Consider the following 17,088-nt stretch of genomic DNA (forward strand, 5'->3'; position numbering starts at 1 on the left):
CACGGGTGGGCTCGGGAGGGCTGGAGCTGCCCCCTGGTGACGAGGGTCACGAGGGGAACTCCACGGAGGTCCCGCCCGGCGCGGTGTCCCTGGCGCGGCCGATGGACGCCGGCGCCATCGGGCCGGAACTGGACTGGGGCGCCGAGGCCTGGCTCGAGGTGCGTACCCGCGCACAGCGGGCCGGCCGGGCCTACATCTGGCTGAACCTCGTCGAACAGCGGCTGCGCGCGGTCGTGGCCGCCGTTCTGCGCCCCATCTACGAACCCGTCCACGGCGACGACTGGGCGGTCGCGGCTGCCGGACCCGCCGGACAGGAGTGGGTGCAGCGCGCGGTCGCCGTGCGCGAGGTCAGCCGCCGCAAGGGCTATCTGCTCGACCCTGCCGACGACAACGTCCTCAGCTTCCTCACCCTGCCTCAGTTGCGCGAGCTGATGGTGCAGCACTGGCCGTGCTTCGAGCCGTACCTCGACGAGCGTCGCGACGTAGAACTCGCCCTGGACGAGCTGGAGGTGACGCGCAACGTCGTCTCCCGCAACCGCGCCCTGTCCGAGGCCGTCCTGGCCCAGGCCGAGCGGGCCTCGGCCCGCCTCCTCGAGATGCTCGGCTCGGGCGGCGACGTGCCGTCCGCGCGCCGGCTGCCCGTCGACGCGGTCGAGGACCTGGTCGGCGACCGGTACGCCGACGTGGTCGCGGTGCACCCCGACCGGGTGCGGCTGCTGCGCCAGTTCCCCGCCGAGGACATCTTCGGCGGCGCCCGCCGGCTGGACGCGATCGGCATCGGCCTCAACCTGCTCGTGCAGAACTTCTCCGGACGGCGCATGGTGCGGCTGGCCGAGTCCGGCTGCCGGGTACGGCTCCTCTTCCTCAACCCGGCCTCCAGCGCGGTCAAGCGCCGCGAGCGCGAACTCGGGATGAAACGCGGCGAACTGAGCCGGTCCGTCGAGATGAGCATCTTGCACATGCGCCGGGTGCGCTCCCGGCTGCGCGATCCGGGCGCCTTCGAGATCCAGGTCTACGACGAGACGCCCCGCTTCACGGCGTACCTCGTGGACGGCGACGGGGCCGACGGCGTCGCCGTGGTGCAGTCCTATCTGCGCGGGGCGCGGGGGATGGAGTCACCGGTGCTGGTGCTGCGCAACGGAAACCGTGTGCTCAAGTCGGACGACGTGGTGGAACCCGGGCTCTTCCCGACCTACCGCGACGAGTTCGAGCTGGCTTGGGCCGATTCGCGGCCAGTGTCCTGAATTGTCCTTGAGCGCAAGCGGAACGCGCCCGTCGGATTGTCAGTGGCGCATGCGATCGTGGAGACCACTGGGGGAAAGCACCACCAAGAAGGGGGGCCGCCCATGGGCTGGCACCAGGAGCTGCTGATCGGCTTCGACCTGGAGACGACCGGGACCGATCCGCGCGAGGCGCGTATCGTCACGGGGGCCGTGATCGAGGTCAGGGCCGGACGGCCCATAGGAAGCCGCGAGTGGCTGGCGGACCCGGGCGTGGAGATCCCGGCCGACGCGGTGGCGGTGCACGGCATCAGCAACGAACGCGCGACCGCCGAGGGCCGGCCCGCCGACCAGGTCGCCGACGCCCTCGCCGACGTCCTCACGGCGTACTGGAAAACGGGCGTGCCGGTCGTCGCCTACAACGCGGCCTTCGACCTCACCCTGCTCTCCGCCGAACTGCGGCGCCACGGGCTGCCGTCCCTGTCCGACCGGCTCGGCGGCGCCGACCCCGCCCCGGTCGTCGACCCATACACCATCGACCGCTGGGTCGACCGCTACCGCAAGGGCAAGCGCAACCTCGAAGCGGTCTGCGCCGAGTACGGCGTCCCGCTCCTCTCCGCCCACGACGCCTCGGCCGACGCTCTGGCCGCCGCCCGGCTGGCCTGCGCGATAGCCGACCGCCACCCCAAGATCGCGGCCCTCGGCCCGGCGGAACTGCACCGCCGCCAGATCGAGTGGTATGCCGAATGGGCGGCGGACTTCCAGGACTTCCTGCGCCGCAAGGGCGACGCGAACGCGGTGGTCGACGGGGTGTGGCCGTTGCGGGAGTTGACGGACGAACGGGTCTGAACCGGGAACCGAACCCGGCTCAGAACGAGTACCACCGCACCGTCTCGTCCCCGTCCCGCAGGGACGCCACCCGGCGCTCGAACTCGGTCAGCGCCTTCGGGTTGCTCGGCGCGTGCTGGGCGACCCAGGCGCAGCTGGCCGTCTCGCGCGCGCCGCGCAGCACCGAGCAGCCCTTCCACGCGCGTACGTCCCAGCCGTATGCCTCGGTGAAGGAGTCGTAGGCCTCGGTGGGCAGGCCGTAGCGGTCGTGGGAGAGGGCCATGACCACCAGGTCGTGCTCGCGCAGGTCGGACGAGAAGGTCTCCAGGTCGACCAGGACCGGTCCGTCGGGGCCGACCAGCACATTGCGGGGCAGCGCGTCGCCGTGGATCGGGCCCGGCGGCAACTGCGGCGTCAGTGCGGCCGCGGCCGCCGCGAAACCGTCGCGGCGCTCGCGCAGATACGCCGCGTCCGCAGGGTCGATCGCGTCGACCGCGAGCCGCAGCCAGCGCTCCACACCGCCCAGCAGATCGCGGGGCGGCAGCACGAAGGAGGGGGAGGGGAGAGCGTGCACGAGGCGTAGCAGTTCGGCCAGATCCCGTGGTTCGGCCGGCCGTACGGCGTCGGGCAGCCGGTGCCACACGGTCACCGGGTGCCCCTCGACCAGCAGCGGCTCGGGCTCGGCCGCGCGCACCGCCGGCACGCCCGCCTCGGCCAGCCAGCCGGCGACCTCCAGCTCGCGCCGCGCCCGGTCCAGGAGTGCGGCGTCCCGGCCGACCTTGACGACGAGGCCACCGGCCGCGAACACCGCGTTCTCGCCCAGGGCGAGGAGCCGCGCGTCCCGCGCCGGACCCGGCAGCGCGCCCGTCGCGGCCAGTACGTCCCGGGCCCGCGCCTCGTCCATCGTCCGCCTCCGTGTCTGATCCCGAACCGGACCAGTCTCGCATTCGTACAGGTCGGACCTGGTGTCGGCCCGCTACCAGCGCTGACCCGGTAATCGAATTGCACGAGACGTATCGTCTCGCCTAGCCTCGACGCCATGACCACTCCCGCACACATCGCCATGTTCTCCATCGCGGCCCACGGCCATGTGAACCCGAGCCTGGAGGTGATCCGCGAGCTCGTCGCGCGGGGGCACCGCGTCACGTACGCGATTCCGCCGCTGTTCGCCGAGAAGGTGGCCGAGACCGGGGCCCGTCCGGTGCCGTACACCTCCGTCCTGCCCTCGCCCGACGCCGATCCCGACGCCTGGGGCAGCACCCTGCTGGACAACGTGGAGCCCTTCCTGGACGACGCGATCCAGGCGCTCCCGCAGCTCATCGAGGCGTACGAGAGTGACTCGGGCGTCGGCGTGCCCGATCTCGTGCTGCACGACATCACCTCCTATCCGGCGCGTGTCCTCGCCCACCGCTGGGGCGTGCCCGCGATCTCGCTCTCGCCGAACCTCGTCGCCTGGGACGGCTACGAGGAGGAGGTGGCCGAGCCGATGTGGGCGGAGCCGAGGAGGATCGAGCGCGGCCGGGCCTACTACGCCCGCTTCGAGGCCTGGCTGGCCGACAACGGGATCACCGAGCACCCGGACCCGTTCGTCGGCCGCCCGGCCCGCTCCCTCGTCCTCATCCCCAGGGCGCTCCAGCCCCACGCCGACCGGGTCGACGAGCGGGTCCACAGCTTCGTCGGTGCCTGTCAGGGCGACCGTGCCGAACAGGGCGACTGGCGGCGGCCGGCCGGTGCCGAGAAGGTGGCGCTGGTGTCGCTCGGGTCGGCGTTCACCAAGCAGCCCGCCTTCTACCGGGAGTGCGTGGCGGCGTTCGGGGACCTGCCCGGCTGGCACCTCGTTCTCCAGATCGGCAGGCATGTCGACCCCGCCGAGCTGGGCGACGTACCGGCGAACGTGGAAGTGCGTTCCTGGGTCCCGCAGTTGGCCGTCCTGAGGCAGGCCGACCTGTTCGTGACGCACGCCGGTGCGGGCGGCAGCCAGGAGGGGCTGGCCACGGCCACGCCGATGATCGCCGTGCCGCAGGCCGTGGACCAGTTCGGCAACGCCGAGTTGCTCCAGGCCCTGGGCGTGGCCCGGTATCTGCCCACCGAGGAGGCCACCGCCGACGCGCTCCGCGCCACCGCCCTCGTGCTCGTCGACGACCCCGAAGTGGCCAGGCGGCTCAAGGGAATTCAGGCCGGAATGGCCGAGGAAGGCGGTACCCGACGCGCGGCCGACCTCATCGAGGCGGAACTTCCCGCACGCCGGGCATGAGTGAGGGACCGTCGGCTCCTCGGGAGACCAACGGGCCCTCGCGACAAGGCCTTTCGTGACGCTCAGACCCGCAGCAGCTTGCCCTCGTCCGGCACCGCCGGTGCCAGTTCCTCCGGCGGCTCGTCGTGGGTGAGGTCGGGCAGCCGGTGGAGCCACTTCGGCAGATACCAGTTGCGCTCACCCAGCAGCGCCATCACCGCGGGCAGCAGCACGCCCCGGATGACCGTCGCGTCGATGAGCACCGCGGCCGCGAGGCCCACGCCCATCTGCTTCATGGACTGCATGGACAGCGTGCCGAAGATCGCGAACACGGCGACCATGATGACCGCGGCGCTGGTGACGACACCCGCTGTGGTGACGACACCGTGCTGGATCGCGTCCTTCGTCGTACGGCCCCTCTGGCGCGCCTCGCGGATCCGGGAGACCACGAACACGTGGTAGTCCATGGACAGGCCGAACAGGATCACGAACAGGAACAGCGGCAGCCAGGTGACGATCGCGCCGACACCTTCCGCGCCCACCAGCGAGGCGCCCCAGCCGTGCTGGAAGACGGCCACGAGGATGCCGTAGGCCGCGCCCACCGACAGCAGGTTGAGCACGATCGACGTGATCGCGACGGTCAGCGAGCGGAACGACAGCAGCATCAGCAGGAAGGCGAAGACCACGACGAAGGCGAAGACCGGGACCACGGAGCCGACCAGCTGGTCGTTGAAGTCGTGGGAGCCGGCGACGTTTCCGGTGATCGGCGCCTGGACGCTGTCGATCTTGCCGAGCGTGGCGGGCCGTACCTCGTCGCGCAGCTTCTCCAGGCTCTTCTCCGCCTTGTCCATGTCGGAGCCGCCGACGAGCGGCACGGAGACGAGGGCGACGTTCTGCGCGTCGTGCAGCTTGATGTCGACGGGACCGCGCGAGGCGCCCGAGTCGATGGCCCGCTGACGGAAGTCGGCCAGCGCCTGGCGTACCTCGGGAGCGTTGATGTCCTTGGCCTTGACGACCACCTCGGCCGGCTCGGAGCCGCCGGGGAAGGCGTCGTTGACGCGGTTGTAGGTCTGCACGATGGGCAGCTTGTCGCCGAACTCCTGATCCAGCGTGAGCTGCGAGGTCTTCATCCCGAGGGCGGGGGCGGCCACCGCGAGCAGCGCGCCCACAGCGACGACCACGGAGATCACCGGCTTCGCCAGCACGCCCCGCAGCACAGCGGTCCAGAACCGGCTCTCCGAGGAGCCGCCGGTGCGGGCGCGGCGGCGCAGGAACGGGATCCGCCCCTTCTCGACCCGCTCGCCGAGGAGCGAGAGGAGCGCGGGCAGCACCGTCACGGAGCCGACCATGGCGACCGCCACGACCATCAGCGAGGCCAGGCCCATCGCCTCGAACTCGGCGAGCCCGGTGAACAGCATGCCCGCCATCGCCACGCACACGGTGACACCGGAGACGATGATCGCCCGGCCGCTGGTGGCGGCGGCGATCCGCAGCGCGGTCTGTGCATCCCGGCCGGCCTGGCGCTCCTCGCGCTCCCGGCGCAGATAGAAGAGGCAGTAGTCGACGCCGACCGCCAGACCGACAAGCAGCATCACGGAGTTGGCGGTGTCGCTCATCGGCTGCAGATGGCTGACGATGCCCATCAGGCCCATCGTGGCCATGATCGCGGTGATCGCGAGTCCCACCGGCAGCAGCGCGGCGACCAGCGCGCCGAAGGCGATGAGCAGAATGCCGAGGGCCACCGGTACCGCGGAGAGCTCGGCCTTCTGGAAGTCGTCCCCGAAGGCGTCCTGGTACTGCTTGTTCATGCTGGCGCCGCCGATCTCCTCGATCCGCAGCGACCCGTGCTCCTTCTGAACCCCGGCCACGGCGTTCAGCACCGGCTCGACGCGGTCGGCGGCGGTGTCCGCGTCGCCGCGCATGTCGAACTGGATCAGCGCGCTGCGGCCGTCCTTCGAGATGGTCTTCGTGGCGTACGGCGACGTGATGTCCGTGACCTTGCCGGTCCCGTCCACGGCCTTGACGACATCGGCGACGGCCGCCCGGAACTCCGGGTCGGTGGCTTTGACGGCGCCTTCCTTGGACTGGATCAGGACCGTCTCACCGGCGGGCTCCTTGATCCCCGCGTCGTCGATGATCTGCGCGGCGGTGTGCGTCTCGCCCTTCAGTTGGTCGCTCTCATTGACGTCGACCCGGCCCGCGGCCGACCCCAGTCCCATCGCCAGCACCACGAACAGCAGCCAGATGCCGACGGCCGCCCAGCGGTGCCGGGCGCTCCAGCCGCCGGCCCGGGCGGCCAGGCCCCGCACCCGCGAATCTCCGTTCCCCATGACGGGTTTGCCCCCTCCGTGCGGTGACGGACCCCGGCCGCCACGACTTCGCTTCGTTCCGATTCGAAGGTATGGGCCGGATAAGCGCGTCTCCTCGTGCTGCCCGGTGAAGTACGGCACGGCCCTCTCGCCTCTGGGGATGATGCCGGGCCCTTACATCTATCCGGGCTTCCCGGGGATGTTGATCAGGGTGTCCGTTGCGTCGGCAGAGATCCACTTTGCGATTAAGAAACTTTGTTGAACAAGTCACAGCTGCGTGTAGGTGTTGCTCCGGGCCCCCTCCATCAGCGAGAGTTTCGCCCAGCCCGGACCACGGGCGCGCGGCCGCCGTGCCCACCCCCACGGGGCACGGCGGCCGCTCTATGGTGTCCGGATGACGACGTATGCGGCGCTGCTGCGCGGAATCAACGTGGGCGGCAAGAAGAAGCTCCCGATGGCCGAGCTGCGGCAGCTCATGGAGGGCCTGGGGCACATCGGCGTACGCACCCATCTCCAGAGCGGACAGGCCGTGTTCACCACCGACGGCGGCGACGAGGAGTCCCTGGCCGCCGAGTTGGCGCGGACGATCGAGGAACGGTTCGGCTTCGCTGTCGACGTGATCGTGCGCGATCACGCCTACCTCAATGCGATCGCCGAGGCCTGCCCCTTCCCGGCCGCCGAACTGGAGCCCAAGCAGCTCCACGTGACGTACTTCTCCGGCCCCGTCGACGCGGAACGCTTCGCGGAGATCGACCCGAAGGCGTACCACCCCGAGGAGTTCCGCCTGGGCGACCGCGCCCTGTACCTGTACGCCCCCGACGGCCTCGGCCGCTCCAAACTCGCCGAACACCTGGCCAAGCCGCGCATCAACAAGGGCCTGATCGCGACGAGCCGCAACTGGAACACGGTCGTCAAACTCGTGGAGTTGACGGCAGCGTGACCGTGCGCGGACCGAGGTAGGGGGCGAGCGAGAGAAGCTCGCCGCAGTCGGACGCTCCCCCTTGACCCAGGGGCAGGGTCGAGCCGGACGGTTGTGCGAGGCTCTATTCCATGCGCTACATCATCATCGGGGCAGGGGCCGTCGGCGGTGCCGTCGGTGGGCGGCTCGCGCAGGCCGGGCACGAGGTCGTGCTGGTCGCGCGGGGCAAGCAGTACGCGGCGCTCAGCGAGGGCGGGCTGCGGCTGCGGGTGCCGGAGGGCGAGTCGACGTACCGGACGGCCGTGGTCGACGGCCCTGCGCCGCTCGGCACGCTGCGCGCCGACGACGTGCTGCTGCTGGCCGTGAAGACCCAGGACGCCGAGGCCGCCCTGGAGACCTGGGGACCCGTACCGGTGGCGGGCGGCGGCACAGCGGCCGAGCGGCTGCCGCTGCTGTGCGCGCAGAACGGCGTGGAGAGCGGTCGCCTCGCGCTGCGCCGCTTCCGGCACGTGTACGGCGTCTGCGTCTGGCTGCCCGCGACATTCGTGGAACCCGGCGTGGTCTCCGCCGCCGGCACCCCGCTCACCGGGATCCTCCATCTCGGCCGGTGTCCGCACGGCACCGACGACACCGCCCGGCGCATCGCCGCCGACCTCGAGACGGCGCACTTCGAGGCGCCGGTGGTGGCGGACGTGGCGCGCTGGCAGTACGCCAAGCTGCTCAGCAACCTCGCCAACGCGCTGGAGGCGGTCGCCGGACCGATCGTGGGCGAGGAATCCCAGGCGCTCTACGCGCGCGTGCGCGCCGAGGGCGAGGCCGTGCTCGACGCCGCCGGGATCGCCTACGCGCGCGAGGCGGAGCAGGCCGCGGTGCGCGGCGACAAGGTCACCCTCGTCCCGCTGGCCGGCGCCCCGCGCGGCGGCGGCTCCTCCTGGCAGTCCCTCACCCGGGGCACCGGCACCATCGAGGCCGACTACCTCAACGGCGAGATCGTCCTACTGGGCCGGCTGCACGGCGTGCCGACCCCGCTGAACGAGCTGCTCCAGCGGCTGGCCAACACCTTCGCGCGGGAGCGGCGGGCCGCCGGGTCCCTGCCGGTCGCCGAGCTGACGCGGCTGGCGGACGACGCTGTCGCGTTTGTTCAAGAGGCCTGAGCGGACGCTGCCTAGCGTGGGGCGCATGACGTACGACGACCTGCACCCGTACCTGATCGAATGCGCCGCCGAGGCGGCCCGCGTCGCGCGCGGCGTCCCGGCCGCGCGGCTCGACGACCCCACGCACTGCCCCGCATGGGACGTCCGCGCCCTCGTCAACCACTGGGTCCTCTACACCTCGTACGGCCTGGAGCACCGCGCCCTGCGCAAGCAGCTCCCCGAGGAGCTGACCAAACGCGACTTCACCGCCGACGCGGACTGGGCGGAGGCGTACGCCGCCCAGCTGGACCGGGCCGTCGCCGCCTGGGCGGACCCGGCGGTGTGGGAGGGTGACGTCGACCTGGGCATGGCAAAGATGCCGGCCGCCGAAATCGCCTCGATGATCATCAAGGAGCTGGCGGTGCACGGCTGGGACGTCGCCACCGCCACCGGCCAGGAGTACCGCGTCTCGGAGGGCGCCGGCCGGCTCGTCCTCGACGTGGTGGAGACCCATGGCGACCTCTACCGCCAGTACGACGGCTTCGCCGACCCGGTGCCCGTGCCCGCCGACGCGCCCGTCTTCGACCGGGCACTGGCCGCCAGCGGCCGGGACCCGCGACAGCGGGCGGTCGACGGAATGGACCAGTCGAAACGTGGCTGATTGGGTCGGGATCCTGGGCCACTGGCGCCGTAACGTCGTCGCCATGACGCGTTCCGAGACCACCAGGGTCGACATGTACGTCGACCCGGCCTGCCCCTTCGCCTGGATCACCTCCCGCTGGCTGCTGGAGGTCGAGCGCAGCCGCGCGCTCGACCTCCGCTTCCATGTGATGAGCCTGTATCTGCACAACACCGGCAACGAACTCCCGGACTGGTACCGGGACTTGGTCGATCGCTCGATCGGCCCGGTCAGGGTCGCGGCGGCCGCCGCCGAACACCACGGCGACACGATCCTGCGCGACCTGTACGCCGCGCTCGGCACCCGGATCCATGTGCACGGCAACAAGGACTTCGACGCGGTGATCGCCGAGTCCCTCGCCGAACTCGGGCTGCCCGCAGACCTGGCCGCCGCCGCCCACGATCCGTCGTACGACGACGCGGTACGCCGCAGCCACGACGCCGGCGCCGAACCCGACTCGGGCGGCTATGTGGGCACGCCCACCCTCCATGTCGACGGCACGGTGTGGTTCGGCCCCGTCCTGCGCGCCGTCCCGCGCGGCGCGGCGGCCGTCGAACTCTTCGACAGCTTCCGGGTTCTGGCCACCCACCCGGACGTCTTCGAACTCAAGCGCACCCGCACCGGGGGACTGTCCTTCGACTGACCGGAATTCGACCCCTGACAGTGATGTACCAGAAGCGCACTGTGACACATACGACGCCAGTGGCGCAGTACAAGGAGCCGTCCTGCGAGAAGTGACGGCCCTCCGGTCGTCCACGGCCCGGTATCGCAGGGGAGTACCGGACCGGGACGGCCCTCCTCGCTCAGTAGCCCCTGTCGGGTTCAAGACGCGTGAACTCCAGGACAGACCACCCGGGTTGTCCCTAGGGTGAGGCGCGCACATCCGCTGGAGGGGCAGGTCAGCGGTCCCGGTACTCGGAGCGAGGACAGGACAATGAGCATGTACGACTTCCACGGGGACGTGGACGGGCTCGGCGACTTCAGCGACCACGGCCCCGTCGAGACCCACAAAGGAGCCGGCACGGCGGCCGTGCTGCGCCTCGCGGAGCAGCTCGTCGAGCGGCTGCGCAGCGAGGCCCCGGCGCTCATCGGCTATGGCGAGATCATCCGGGACGAGCTGACACAGGCCGCCCCGGACGGCCGCGGCGCCAACAAGGGCCGTATCCGCTCCTCCCTGGACACGATCGGCATCGGCGTCACGGCGGGCACCGGCTCCCTGGCACTCGTCCAGGAACTGACCCACGCCCTGGGGCTGTAACCCGTCGGGGCCCGTGTCACGGCGTCACGCCCGGCAACCTTCGCCGGACAACGCCGCGTTGGCGGCTGTCACCGGCCGCGACCCGTGAGTCGGCCCGCGAGGCGGCCCAGGGCGCCGGGGCGGTTCCACGCGTGGAACGCGTCCAGCTTGCCCCGACCCGCGCGGGCCAGCGCCTCCTCCACCGTGGCCCGGTCCGCGGGGGGCAGCACCCGCACGACCGGCCGCAGCACCTTGGACAGCAGCGTCGTCCGCGTCGCGTCCCACGAGGGATGCGTCCCCGGGTACGCGCTCCAGTCGCAGAAACAGGCGGCGACGTACGACGGCACGACGCGCAGCCGGTCGCCGACCCGCTCCTCGCGGGCCTCCCGCTCGTACGCCGCGAGCAGCCCCCGATCACCGGAGCGGGCCAGGGCGTACAGCTCGCTCTCCGGCACCGGCGCGGTCAGCAGCCGCCGCGCGAGGGCCTCGAACACCCGCTCCATGACCGGTTCCGGGACGGGTTCGGGCACGCCGTCCCGGAGCGCCAGCGCACGGCTCACCCACTCCTCGCCCTCGCGGTCCGTGCCGAGCAGCCCCGCGAACTCCAGCAGATGCAGCGGCGCCTGGTAGGCGCGGCGCAGCTCCCCGGTGAACGAGCGCAGCAGATCTGTCGCGAGTGGCGGTACGTCGGGATCGTCGGCCGGTGCGGCGAGGGCCGCCCCGATCAGCAGGTCCCGGGTGCCGGCCATCCGGTGGGTGTCGGAACCCAGTTGGTTGAGCAGCAGGCTCGCCTCCCGGCCGGTGGGCGGCCCGTCCGGCCAGACCAGGCGGAACGCGGTGCGCAGCACGGCCGGTTCGGCGTGCGGCGAGACCCCGGCCGTGCGCAGCAAGCCGTGGAACCGGCCGAGCCGGTCGCCGGAGGTCCCGGCCCCGGCGACGCACATCCGCAGATGAGGGAACGCGGGCGGCAACTCGACGGGGAGCCCCGATCCCGCCAACCGCCGCGTGGCCGCCGGCGGATCGGCGGCGGCGAGCGTGTTCAGGGCCTCGAAGAGGGCGATGCGAAGGGCGGGGTGCCCGTGTACGGCTTCGAGGAGGGCGGGGGGACAGACGGGGGCGGCCGGGTCCGCGGCTGCACGCCGCGCATTCCCGGCCGTCTCGTCCACGCCCACCAGGCCCCGGGCGAGGCGGCCCGCGAAGTCCGGGAGTTCGTCCTGGCAGTCCACGTCGAGCAGGTCGGCGGCCCGGAGCAGGGCCAGGGGCCGTCCGGCGGCGGGCTCGGTGGCGTCCGCGATGCCGGCCCGCAGGTCGTAGGCGAGGTCGCGGGCCAGCTCGGTCTGTGCCTGCGGCGTCAGCGACCCGGCCCGCAGTACGGGCACCGGACCCCGCCCACTCACGCCCGAGGCCAGCACCCGCGCGGCGAGCGGAGCGGACACGGCGGTCGGTACGTTCCCGTCCAGCCGCTCCAACAGATCTGCCAGCGCGACGAGTTCGGTGTCCGCCGTGGCACCGTCGGCGGACCGGCCGTATGCGTCCAGCCGGCCGACTCCGTCCCCGCACAACCGCTCCACCAGCTCCCGCAGCCGCTCCTCGGGAAGAGCGAACGCCTGGTCCGTGGTCCAGCGGGCGGCCGCCGCTCGGGCGTCCGACCGCAGGGCGATGTCCGACGTCAGGGCCGTCGCCGCGAGGCCGCCCAGATCGTCGGGCGCGTCGCGGAACAGGTCGGGGCGGCCCGCGGACCAGATGCGGGCCCACAGGTCGGCCCAGGTGTCGGTGACCGGCTCCGTGTCGGCGCGTGCCGTGCAGTCGTGCACCCGGAAGCGGTGGTCGTCGCCGACCGGCTCCGAGGACGGCAGCGCCCCGATGATCTGCTGCCGGGCCTGCCGTGGCCGGCGCGTGTATGTGGTGAAGGTCAGCGCGTGAGCCTGCTCGCGCGGCAGCACTGTGCAGGCGAGGGCGATCCACAGGGCGACGTCGGCGCTGTCCCGCTCCACGACGACGAGCTGCCGGGCGTCCGCTCGGCCGACGAGCGCCCGCAGGTCCGCGAAGAAGGGGGCGAGCCGGTCCGCCCGGGACCGCGCGAACACCACCAGCCCCTCCTTGCGCAGCAGCCCGGACGGCTCGAACCGCTCGATCGGCACCGGCCGCCCCTCCGGCGGCGTGGCCTCGGCCCAGCGCGGCGACTCCCACGCGGTGATCGGCAGCGCCCCGTCCGGCAGCCGCGCACCGGACGGCAGATGGAGGGCGTGCGCGTGGAAGTTCCCCGGTCGTCCCCCGTGGTCCGTGCCGGTGTAGACGGACCGGCTGAGCAGCCGTCCCCCGTCGGAGAGTTCGCTGAAGCTGAGGGCCGTCGGGAAGCCTTTCAGCTGCTCGGCGGGACCGTCCGGGCCGTCGTGCGGGGGTTCGTACCCGATGAGCTGCTCCGCCTCCCGCAGCAGCGTCGCCGGGACGCCGGAGCTGACCGCGGTGAACCGGAACCCCGACCCGTCGGGTCCGGGCGGCGCCGAGGTGTAGTGCAGCTGGGCGAGACTCACTCGGCGCGCCCCTTCCCCGCCGTACGGACCGGAAGCAGTGCCGACGCGCGGTCGAAGCACGAGGGGCGGATGACGGTCGTCATGGGCTCAGCGCACCACCATGATCGCGGGGGGACGGTTCTTCGAGTCCGGCGTCGCAGCCTGCGGCACCGAGAGCGTTGCCCACCGTGGCAGCCCAGGTGATGCCCGAACTCACGACCGCCACGCGAACTGCTCTCCCCCGCCGGTTCTCCAGGGACCATCCCAGCAGATACGGCCGGGGCCAGGAAGGGTTTTCGGGGAATCCGAGCAGGTCGGAGCCTGGTGGGTCGTCTGGGGCGTCGGGTCAGGCGCCCAGGGCCGTCAACGACGGGACGCGGGCCGCGTCGTACCGCTCCAGCAGCAGTCGTGCCACCTCGGGCGCGGGGCCCAGTACATCGGCCAGTACGTCCGCCTCCGTCGCGCCCCGCGCGATGCGGTCCGGCAGGAAGCCGGGGGCCAGGACGTACGGCGCGACGGCGACCCGCGCACAGCCCGCCGCCCGCAGCTCACGGACCGCGTCCTCGGTGCGGGGCAGCGATGCGGAGGCGAACGCGGGTCGCACGGCGCACCAACCGGTGTGCCACCACTCCCGCGCGATGTCGGCGATCACCGCGATCGCCTCCGGGTCCGTCGACCCCGCCGAGGCCAGGACGACCCCGGTCGAGGACTTGTCGGCGAGCGTGAGTCCCGCCTCGTACAGGCGCCGTTCCAGGGCCGACAGCAGCAGCGGCGACGGGCCGAGCACCTCGGCCTGCCGGATCCGCAGCCGGGCCGGCGCGTCCCGCAGGACCGCCGGGATGTCGGCCTTCGCGTGGAAGGCGCGGGTCAGCAACAACGGCAGGGCCACCACGTCCCGTACGCCCTGAGCCGCCAGGGACTCCAGTAGCCCGTGCACGGACGGGACGTTGAAGTCCAGGAAGCCGGTCTCCACGCGCAGACCCGGCCGCAGCGACCGCACCCGCCGTACGAGGGCGTGCACGGTCGCGGCGTGCCGCGGGTCGCGGCTGCCGTGGGCGATGACGAGAAGAACCGGCCTGTGCATGGGCGATCAGCTCTTGACGAGGAGACCGCGGCTGCGCAGCACCCACCGCTCCAGCGGGCTGAAGATCAGCAGGTCGATCGCTATGCCGACGAACAGGATGAGCAGGATAGCCTCGAACACCATCGCCATGTCACTGGCGTTGCGGCCGTTCTCCAGCAACTGGCCCAGGCCCACGCCGAGATCGGGGAACGAGGCGATGATCTCCGCGGCCATCAGCGAGCGCCACGAGAACGCCCAGCCCTGCTTGAGGCCCGCCACATACCCGGGCAGCGCGGCCGGCAGCGTGATGTGCCAGGTGCCCTTCAGGCCCGTCGCGCCCATCGTGCGGCCCGCCCGCAGGAAGAGCGGCGGCACCTGGTCGACGCCGGACACCAGACCGTTGGCGATCGAGGGGACGGCGCCGAGCAGGATCACCGCGTACATCATCGAGTTGTTCAGGCCCAGCCAGATCACGGCCGGCGGCACCCACGCCACCGACGGCAGCGACTGCAGACCGGACAGGATTGGGTGGATGGCCGCGCGCACGAACCTCACCCGTGCCACGAGCAGCCCCAGCGGGGTGCCGATGACCAGGGCGAACAGGAAGCCCAGCAGACCGCGCGAGACGCTCGTCCAGATGTAGCCGAGCAGGGTGCCCTTCAGCCAAGCGTCCTGGAGGGTGTGCCACACCGCCGACGGCGACGGCAGTTTGGACGGATCGGTGACGATCTCGAAGGAGATGAGCCCCTGCCAGACCACCAGGACCACGGCGACCGCGATGATCGGCGGCAGGATCTTGTTGACGAAGGTCTGCCGGAACGGCGTACGGCGCGTGACCGAGGACTCCAGCGCGTCCAGGCCCGCCTCGATGCCGGCCAGACCGGAGCTGTCCGTCGTCTTCGTCTCAGTGCTGGCCATGACGGCGGATCTCCCCACGCAGTACTTCGGTGATCTCGAGGGACAGTTCGGCCACCGGCGCGTCCTCGATCCGGCGCGGCTGCGGAATGCCGACCGTCCACTCGTGGGCGATACGGCCCGGCCGCGAGGACAGCAGGATCACCCGCTGCGCCAGCCGCACCGCCTCGCGCACGTTGTGCGTGACGAACAGGACGGACAGGCCGGTCTCCTGCCAGATCCGGGTCAGTTCGTCGTGCAGCACGTCCCGGGTGATGGCGTCGAGAGCGGCGAACGGCTCGTCCATCAGCAGCAGGTTGCTCTCCTGCGCGAGCGCCCGGGCCAGCGCCACACGCTGGCGCATACCGCCCGACAGCTCGTGCACCCGCTTGCCGTACGCGCCTTTCAGTCGTACGAGTTCGAGCAGCTCCTCGGCCTTGCCGCGCCGCTCGTTCTTGGGAACTCCCCGCAGTTTCAGGGCGAGTTCGATGTTCTTGCCCGCGGTCAGCCATGGGAACAGCGCGTGCTCCTGGAACATCAGGGCGGGGCGCCCGTCCGTCGTGATGGCGCCGGCGGTGGGCTCGTCGAGGCCCGCCACCAGGTTCAGCAGCGTGGACTTGCCGCAGCCCGAGGCCCCCAGGAGGGTGACGAACTCGCCCGGCGCGACATCGATGCTGATGTCGTCCAGGACGAGCTGCTGCCCGCCCGGATTGGCGAAGGACTTCGAGACGTGCTCGATGCGTGCCGCGTGCTCGACCGACTCCTCGGCCTTGGCGAGAGTCGTGGCCATGGTCGTCACCTCCTGGGAACTCGTCGGGTCGTGGGGTCAGCTGGTGCCGAGACCGGCGGCGTCGACCGGGCTGTCGCCCTCGGCCTTGAGGACCTTGTTGAGGATGGTCAGGTCGTAGATGCCGTTCAGGTCGGGCTTCTCCAGCAGACCTGCCTTGACCGCGTGGTCCGCCTCGGTGTTGAGGGTGGAGGCCAGCGGGTCGTTGGTGATCTGGATGGACTTCCACGCCGAGTCCAGGACGTCGGCCGGCAGCTCCTTGCCCGAGTCGATGCCCAGCTGCTTGTTCGCCGCGGCCTTCGCCTGATCCGGGTTGGCGTTGATCCACTTGTTGGTCTCGACCGAGGCCTTCAGCACCGCCTCGACGGCCTTCGGGTGCGCGGCGAGGAACTTCTGCGACACGATGATGTTCGTGATCACGAACTTCTTGTCGGGCCACAGCGTGGACTCGTCGAGAATCGTCTTGCCGCCCTCGGCGACCAGCTTGGACGCGGTCGGCTCCGGCACCCAGGCACCGTCGATGGAACCGGCCTTGAACGCGTCCGGGGTCACCTTGTTGTCGCTGCGGACGACCGTGACGTCACCCTTGCCGCTCTGCGCGTCGACCTTCCAGCCCTGGTCGGCGATCCAGTTGAGGAACGCCACGTCCTGGGTGTTGCCGAGCTGGGGCGTCGCGATCTTCTTGCCCTTGACGTCCTTGAGCGACTTGATCTTCTTCGGGTTCACGACCAGCTTCACACCGCCGGACGCCGAACCGCCGATGATCTTCAGACTCTTGCCGTCGGACTTGGTGAAGCCGTTGATCGCCGGGGAGGGGCCGATCCAGCCGATGTCGATGGAACCGGCGTTCAGCGCCTCGATCTCCGACGGGCCGGCGTTGAAGGTGGCGTACTCGGCCTTGGTGGCGCCGAGCTCCTTCTGGAAGAGACCCTGGCCACGGCCGACGAGAGCGGTGGCGTGGGTCAGGTTGCCGAAGTAGCCGATCTTGACGGAGTCGAGACCGTCGATCTTCTTGGACCCGGCGGCGACCTTCTGGTTCGCCGAGTCGTCCTTGGAGTCGGACCCGTACCCGCAGGCGGCGAGGGTCAGAAGGGGCAGTGCGGCGACCACGGCGAAGCCGCGGCGGAGGAAGGTGCTACGGGGCGAGCGGTTGGCAGGCACGGGAGGGGTTCCTCTCGTTGGCCCGGCTGGTCACGGTTTCTCAGGTCGTGGCCGGGAGGTCGGCAGGTCTTTTTTTGCGCAAGCGGTGGGGGGTGAGGGCGCGCAGGCAGTG

At 71.5% G+C, this 17,088-nt stretch carries 14 protein-coding genes and 1 pseudogene; 8 read left to right on the forward strand and 7 right to left on the reverse strand.

What is annotated here, in order from left to right; translation table 11 throughout:
• The first annotated feature begins 5 nt into the window (after positions 1-5).
• Together ACFYXB_RS07920 and ACFYXB_RS07925 are read left to right on the forward strand one after the other, a co-directional pair.
• A complete protein-coding gene (locus ACFYXB_RS07920) occupies positions 6-1,244 on the forward strand; it encodes an SAV2148 family HEPN domain-containing protein (protein WP_389578968.1) in 1,239 nt (412 codons plus the stop codon).
• Positions 1,245-1,346: 102 nt separating this feature from the next.
• Positions 1,347-2,069, forward strand: coding sequence for a 3'-5' exonuclease (locus ACFYXB_RS07925; protein WP_389578970.1), 723 nt, complete (start codon positions 1,347-1,349; stop codon positions 2,067-2,069).
• A 19-nt stretch (positions 2,070-2,088) separates the two neighbouring features.
• Here ACFYXB_RS07925 and ACFYXB_RS07930 read toward each other — a convergent pair whose 3' ends face one another.
• Positions 2,089-2,952 carry a phosphotransferase enzyme family protein gene (locus tag ACFYXB_RS07930; protein WP_389578972.1) on the reverse strand — a complete coding sequence of 288 codons (864 nt, stop codon included), beginning with the start codon at positions 2,950-2,952 and terminating at the stop codon, positions 2,089-2,091.
• Between the two features lie 92 nt (positions 2,953-3,044).
• Between ACFYXB_RS07930 and mgt the strand changes: the two are divergent.
• Positions 3,045-4,302, forward strand: a pseudogene (mgt, locus tag ACFYXB_RS07935) (macrolide-inactivating glycosyltransferase).
• 62 nt (positions 4,303-4,364) lie between these two features.
• On the opposite strand, the gene ACFYXB_RS07940 reads toward mgt, so the two are convergent.
• A complete protein-coding gene (locus tag ACFYXB_RS07940) occupies positions 4,365-6,611 on the reverse strand; it encodes an MMPL family transporter (protein ID WP_389578974.1) in 2,247 nt (748 codons plus the stop codon).
• 373 nt (positions 6,612-6,984) lie between these two features.
• Here ACFYXB_RS07940 and ACFYXB_RS07945 point away from each other — a divergent pair, with 373 nt between their 5' ends.
• The 5 genes from ACFYXB_RS07945 (at position 6,985) to ACFYXB_RS07965 (ending at position 10,579) form a co-directional block, all read left to right on the forward strand.
• Positions 6,985-7,530 (forward strand): DUF1697 domain-containing protein, encoded by a 546-nt coding sequence (locus ACFYXB_RS07945; protein ID WP_351348428.1) that lies wholly within the window; start codon positions 6,985-6,987, stop codon positions 7,528-7,530.
• A 110-nt stretch (positions 7,531-7,640) separates the two neighbouring features.
• Positions 7,641-8,663, forward strand: coding sequence for a ketopantoate reductase family protein (locus tag ACFYXB_RS07950; protein ID WP_389578977.1), 1,023 nt, complete (start codon positions 7,641-7,643; stop codon positions 8,661-8,663).
• Between the two features lie 25 nt (positions 8,664-8,688).
• Positions 8,689-9,303, forward strand: a complete 615-nt coding sequence (locus ACFYXB_RS07955; RefSeq protein ID WP_389578980.1) for a TIGR03086 family metal-binding protein — start codon at positions 8,689-8,691, stop codon at positions 9,301-9,303.
• A gap of 43 nt (positions 9,304-9,346) precedes the next feature.
• The gene (locus tag ACFYXB_RS07960) at positions 9,347-9,964 is read left to right on the forward strand and encodes a DsbA family protein (protein ID WP_389578982.1); all 618 of its coding nucleotides are present in this window, start codon (positions 9,347-9,349) and stop codon (positions 9,962-9,964) included.
• Between the two features lie 291 nt (positions 9,965-10,255).
• The gene (locus ACFYXB_RS07965; RefSeq protein WP_389578984.1) at positions 10,256-10,579 is read left to right on the forward strand and encodes a hypothetical protein; all 324 of its coding nucleotides are present in this window, start codon (positions 10,256-10,258) and stop codon (positions 10,577-10,579) included.
• Between the two features lie 68 nt (positions 10,580-10,647).
• Here ACFYXB_RS07965 and ACFYXB_RS07970 read toward each other — a convergent pair whose 3' ends face one another.
• From ACFYXB_RS07970 to ACFYXB_RS07990, 5 genes are all read right to left on the reverse strand, one after another.
• Positions 10,648-13,092 (reverse strand): GTPase-associated protein 1-related protein, encoded by a 2,445-nt coding sequence (locus ACFYXB_RS07970; RefSeq protein WP_389578987.1) that lies wholly within the window; start codon positions 13,090-13,092, stop codon positions 10,648-10,650.
• A gap of 325 nt (positions 13,093-13,417) precedes the next feature.
• Positions 13,418-14,155 carry a sirohydrochlorin chelatase gene (locus ACFYXB_RS07975; protein WP_389578990.1) on the reverse strand — a complete coding sequence of 246 codons (738 nt, stop codon included), beginning with the start codon at positions 14,153-14,155 and terminating at the stop codon, positions 13,418-13,420.
• 6 nt (positions 14,156-14,161) lie between these two features.
• The gene (locus tag ACFYXB_RS07980; protein WP_389578993.1) at positions 14,162-15,052 is read right to left on the reverse strand and encodes an ABC transporter permease; all 891 of its coding nucleotides are present in this window, start codon (positions 15,050-15,052) and stop codon (positions 14,162-14,164) included.
• Positions 15,039-15,818 carry an ABC transporter ATP-binding protein gene (locus tag ACFYXB_RS07985; RefSeq protein ID WP_351348452.1) on the reverse strand — a complete coding sequence of 260 codons (780 nt, stop codon included), beginning with the start codon at positions 15,816-15,818 and terminating at the stop codon, positions 15,039-15,041. The genes ACFYXB_RS07980 and ACFYXB_RS07985 overlap by 14 nt, the downstream gene beginning before the upstream one ends.
• Before the next feature lie 36 nt (positions 15,819-15,854).
• Positions 15,855-16,976: an aliphatic sulfonate ABC transporter substrate-binding protein gene (locus ACFYXB_RS07990; RefSeq protein WP_388503308.1), complete on the reverse strand. Its 1,122-nt coding sequence runs from the start codon at positions 16,974-16,976 to the stop codon at positions 15,855-15,857.
• Positions 16,977-17,088 lie beyond the last annotated feature (112 nt).

It is taken from the genome of Streptomyces sp. NPDC002619 (assembly GCF_042889305.1).
Taxonomy (GTDB): Bacteria; Actinomycetota; Actinomycetes; order Streptomycetales; family Streptomycetaceae; genus Streptomyces.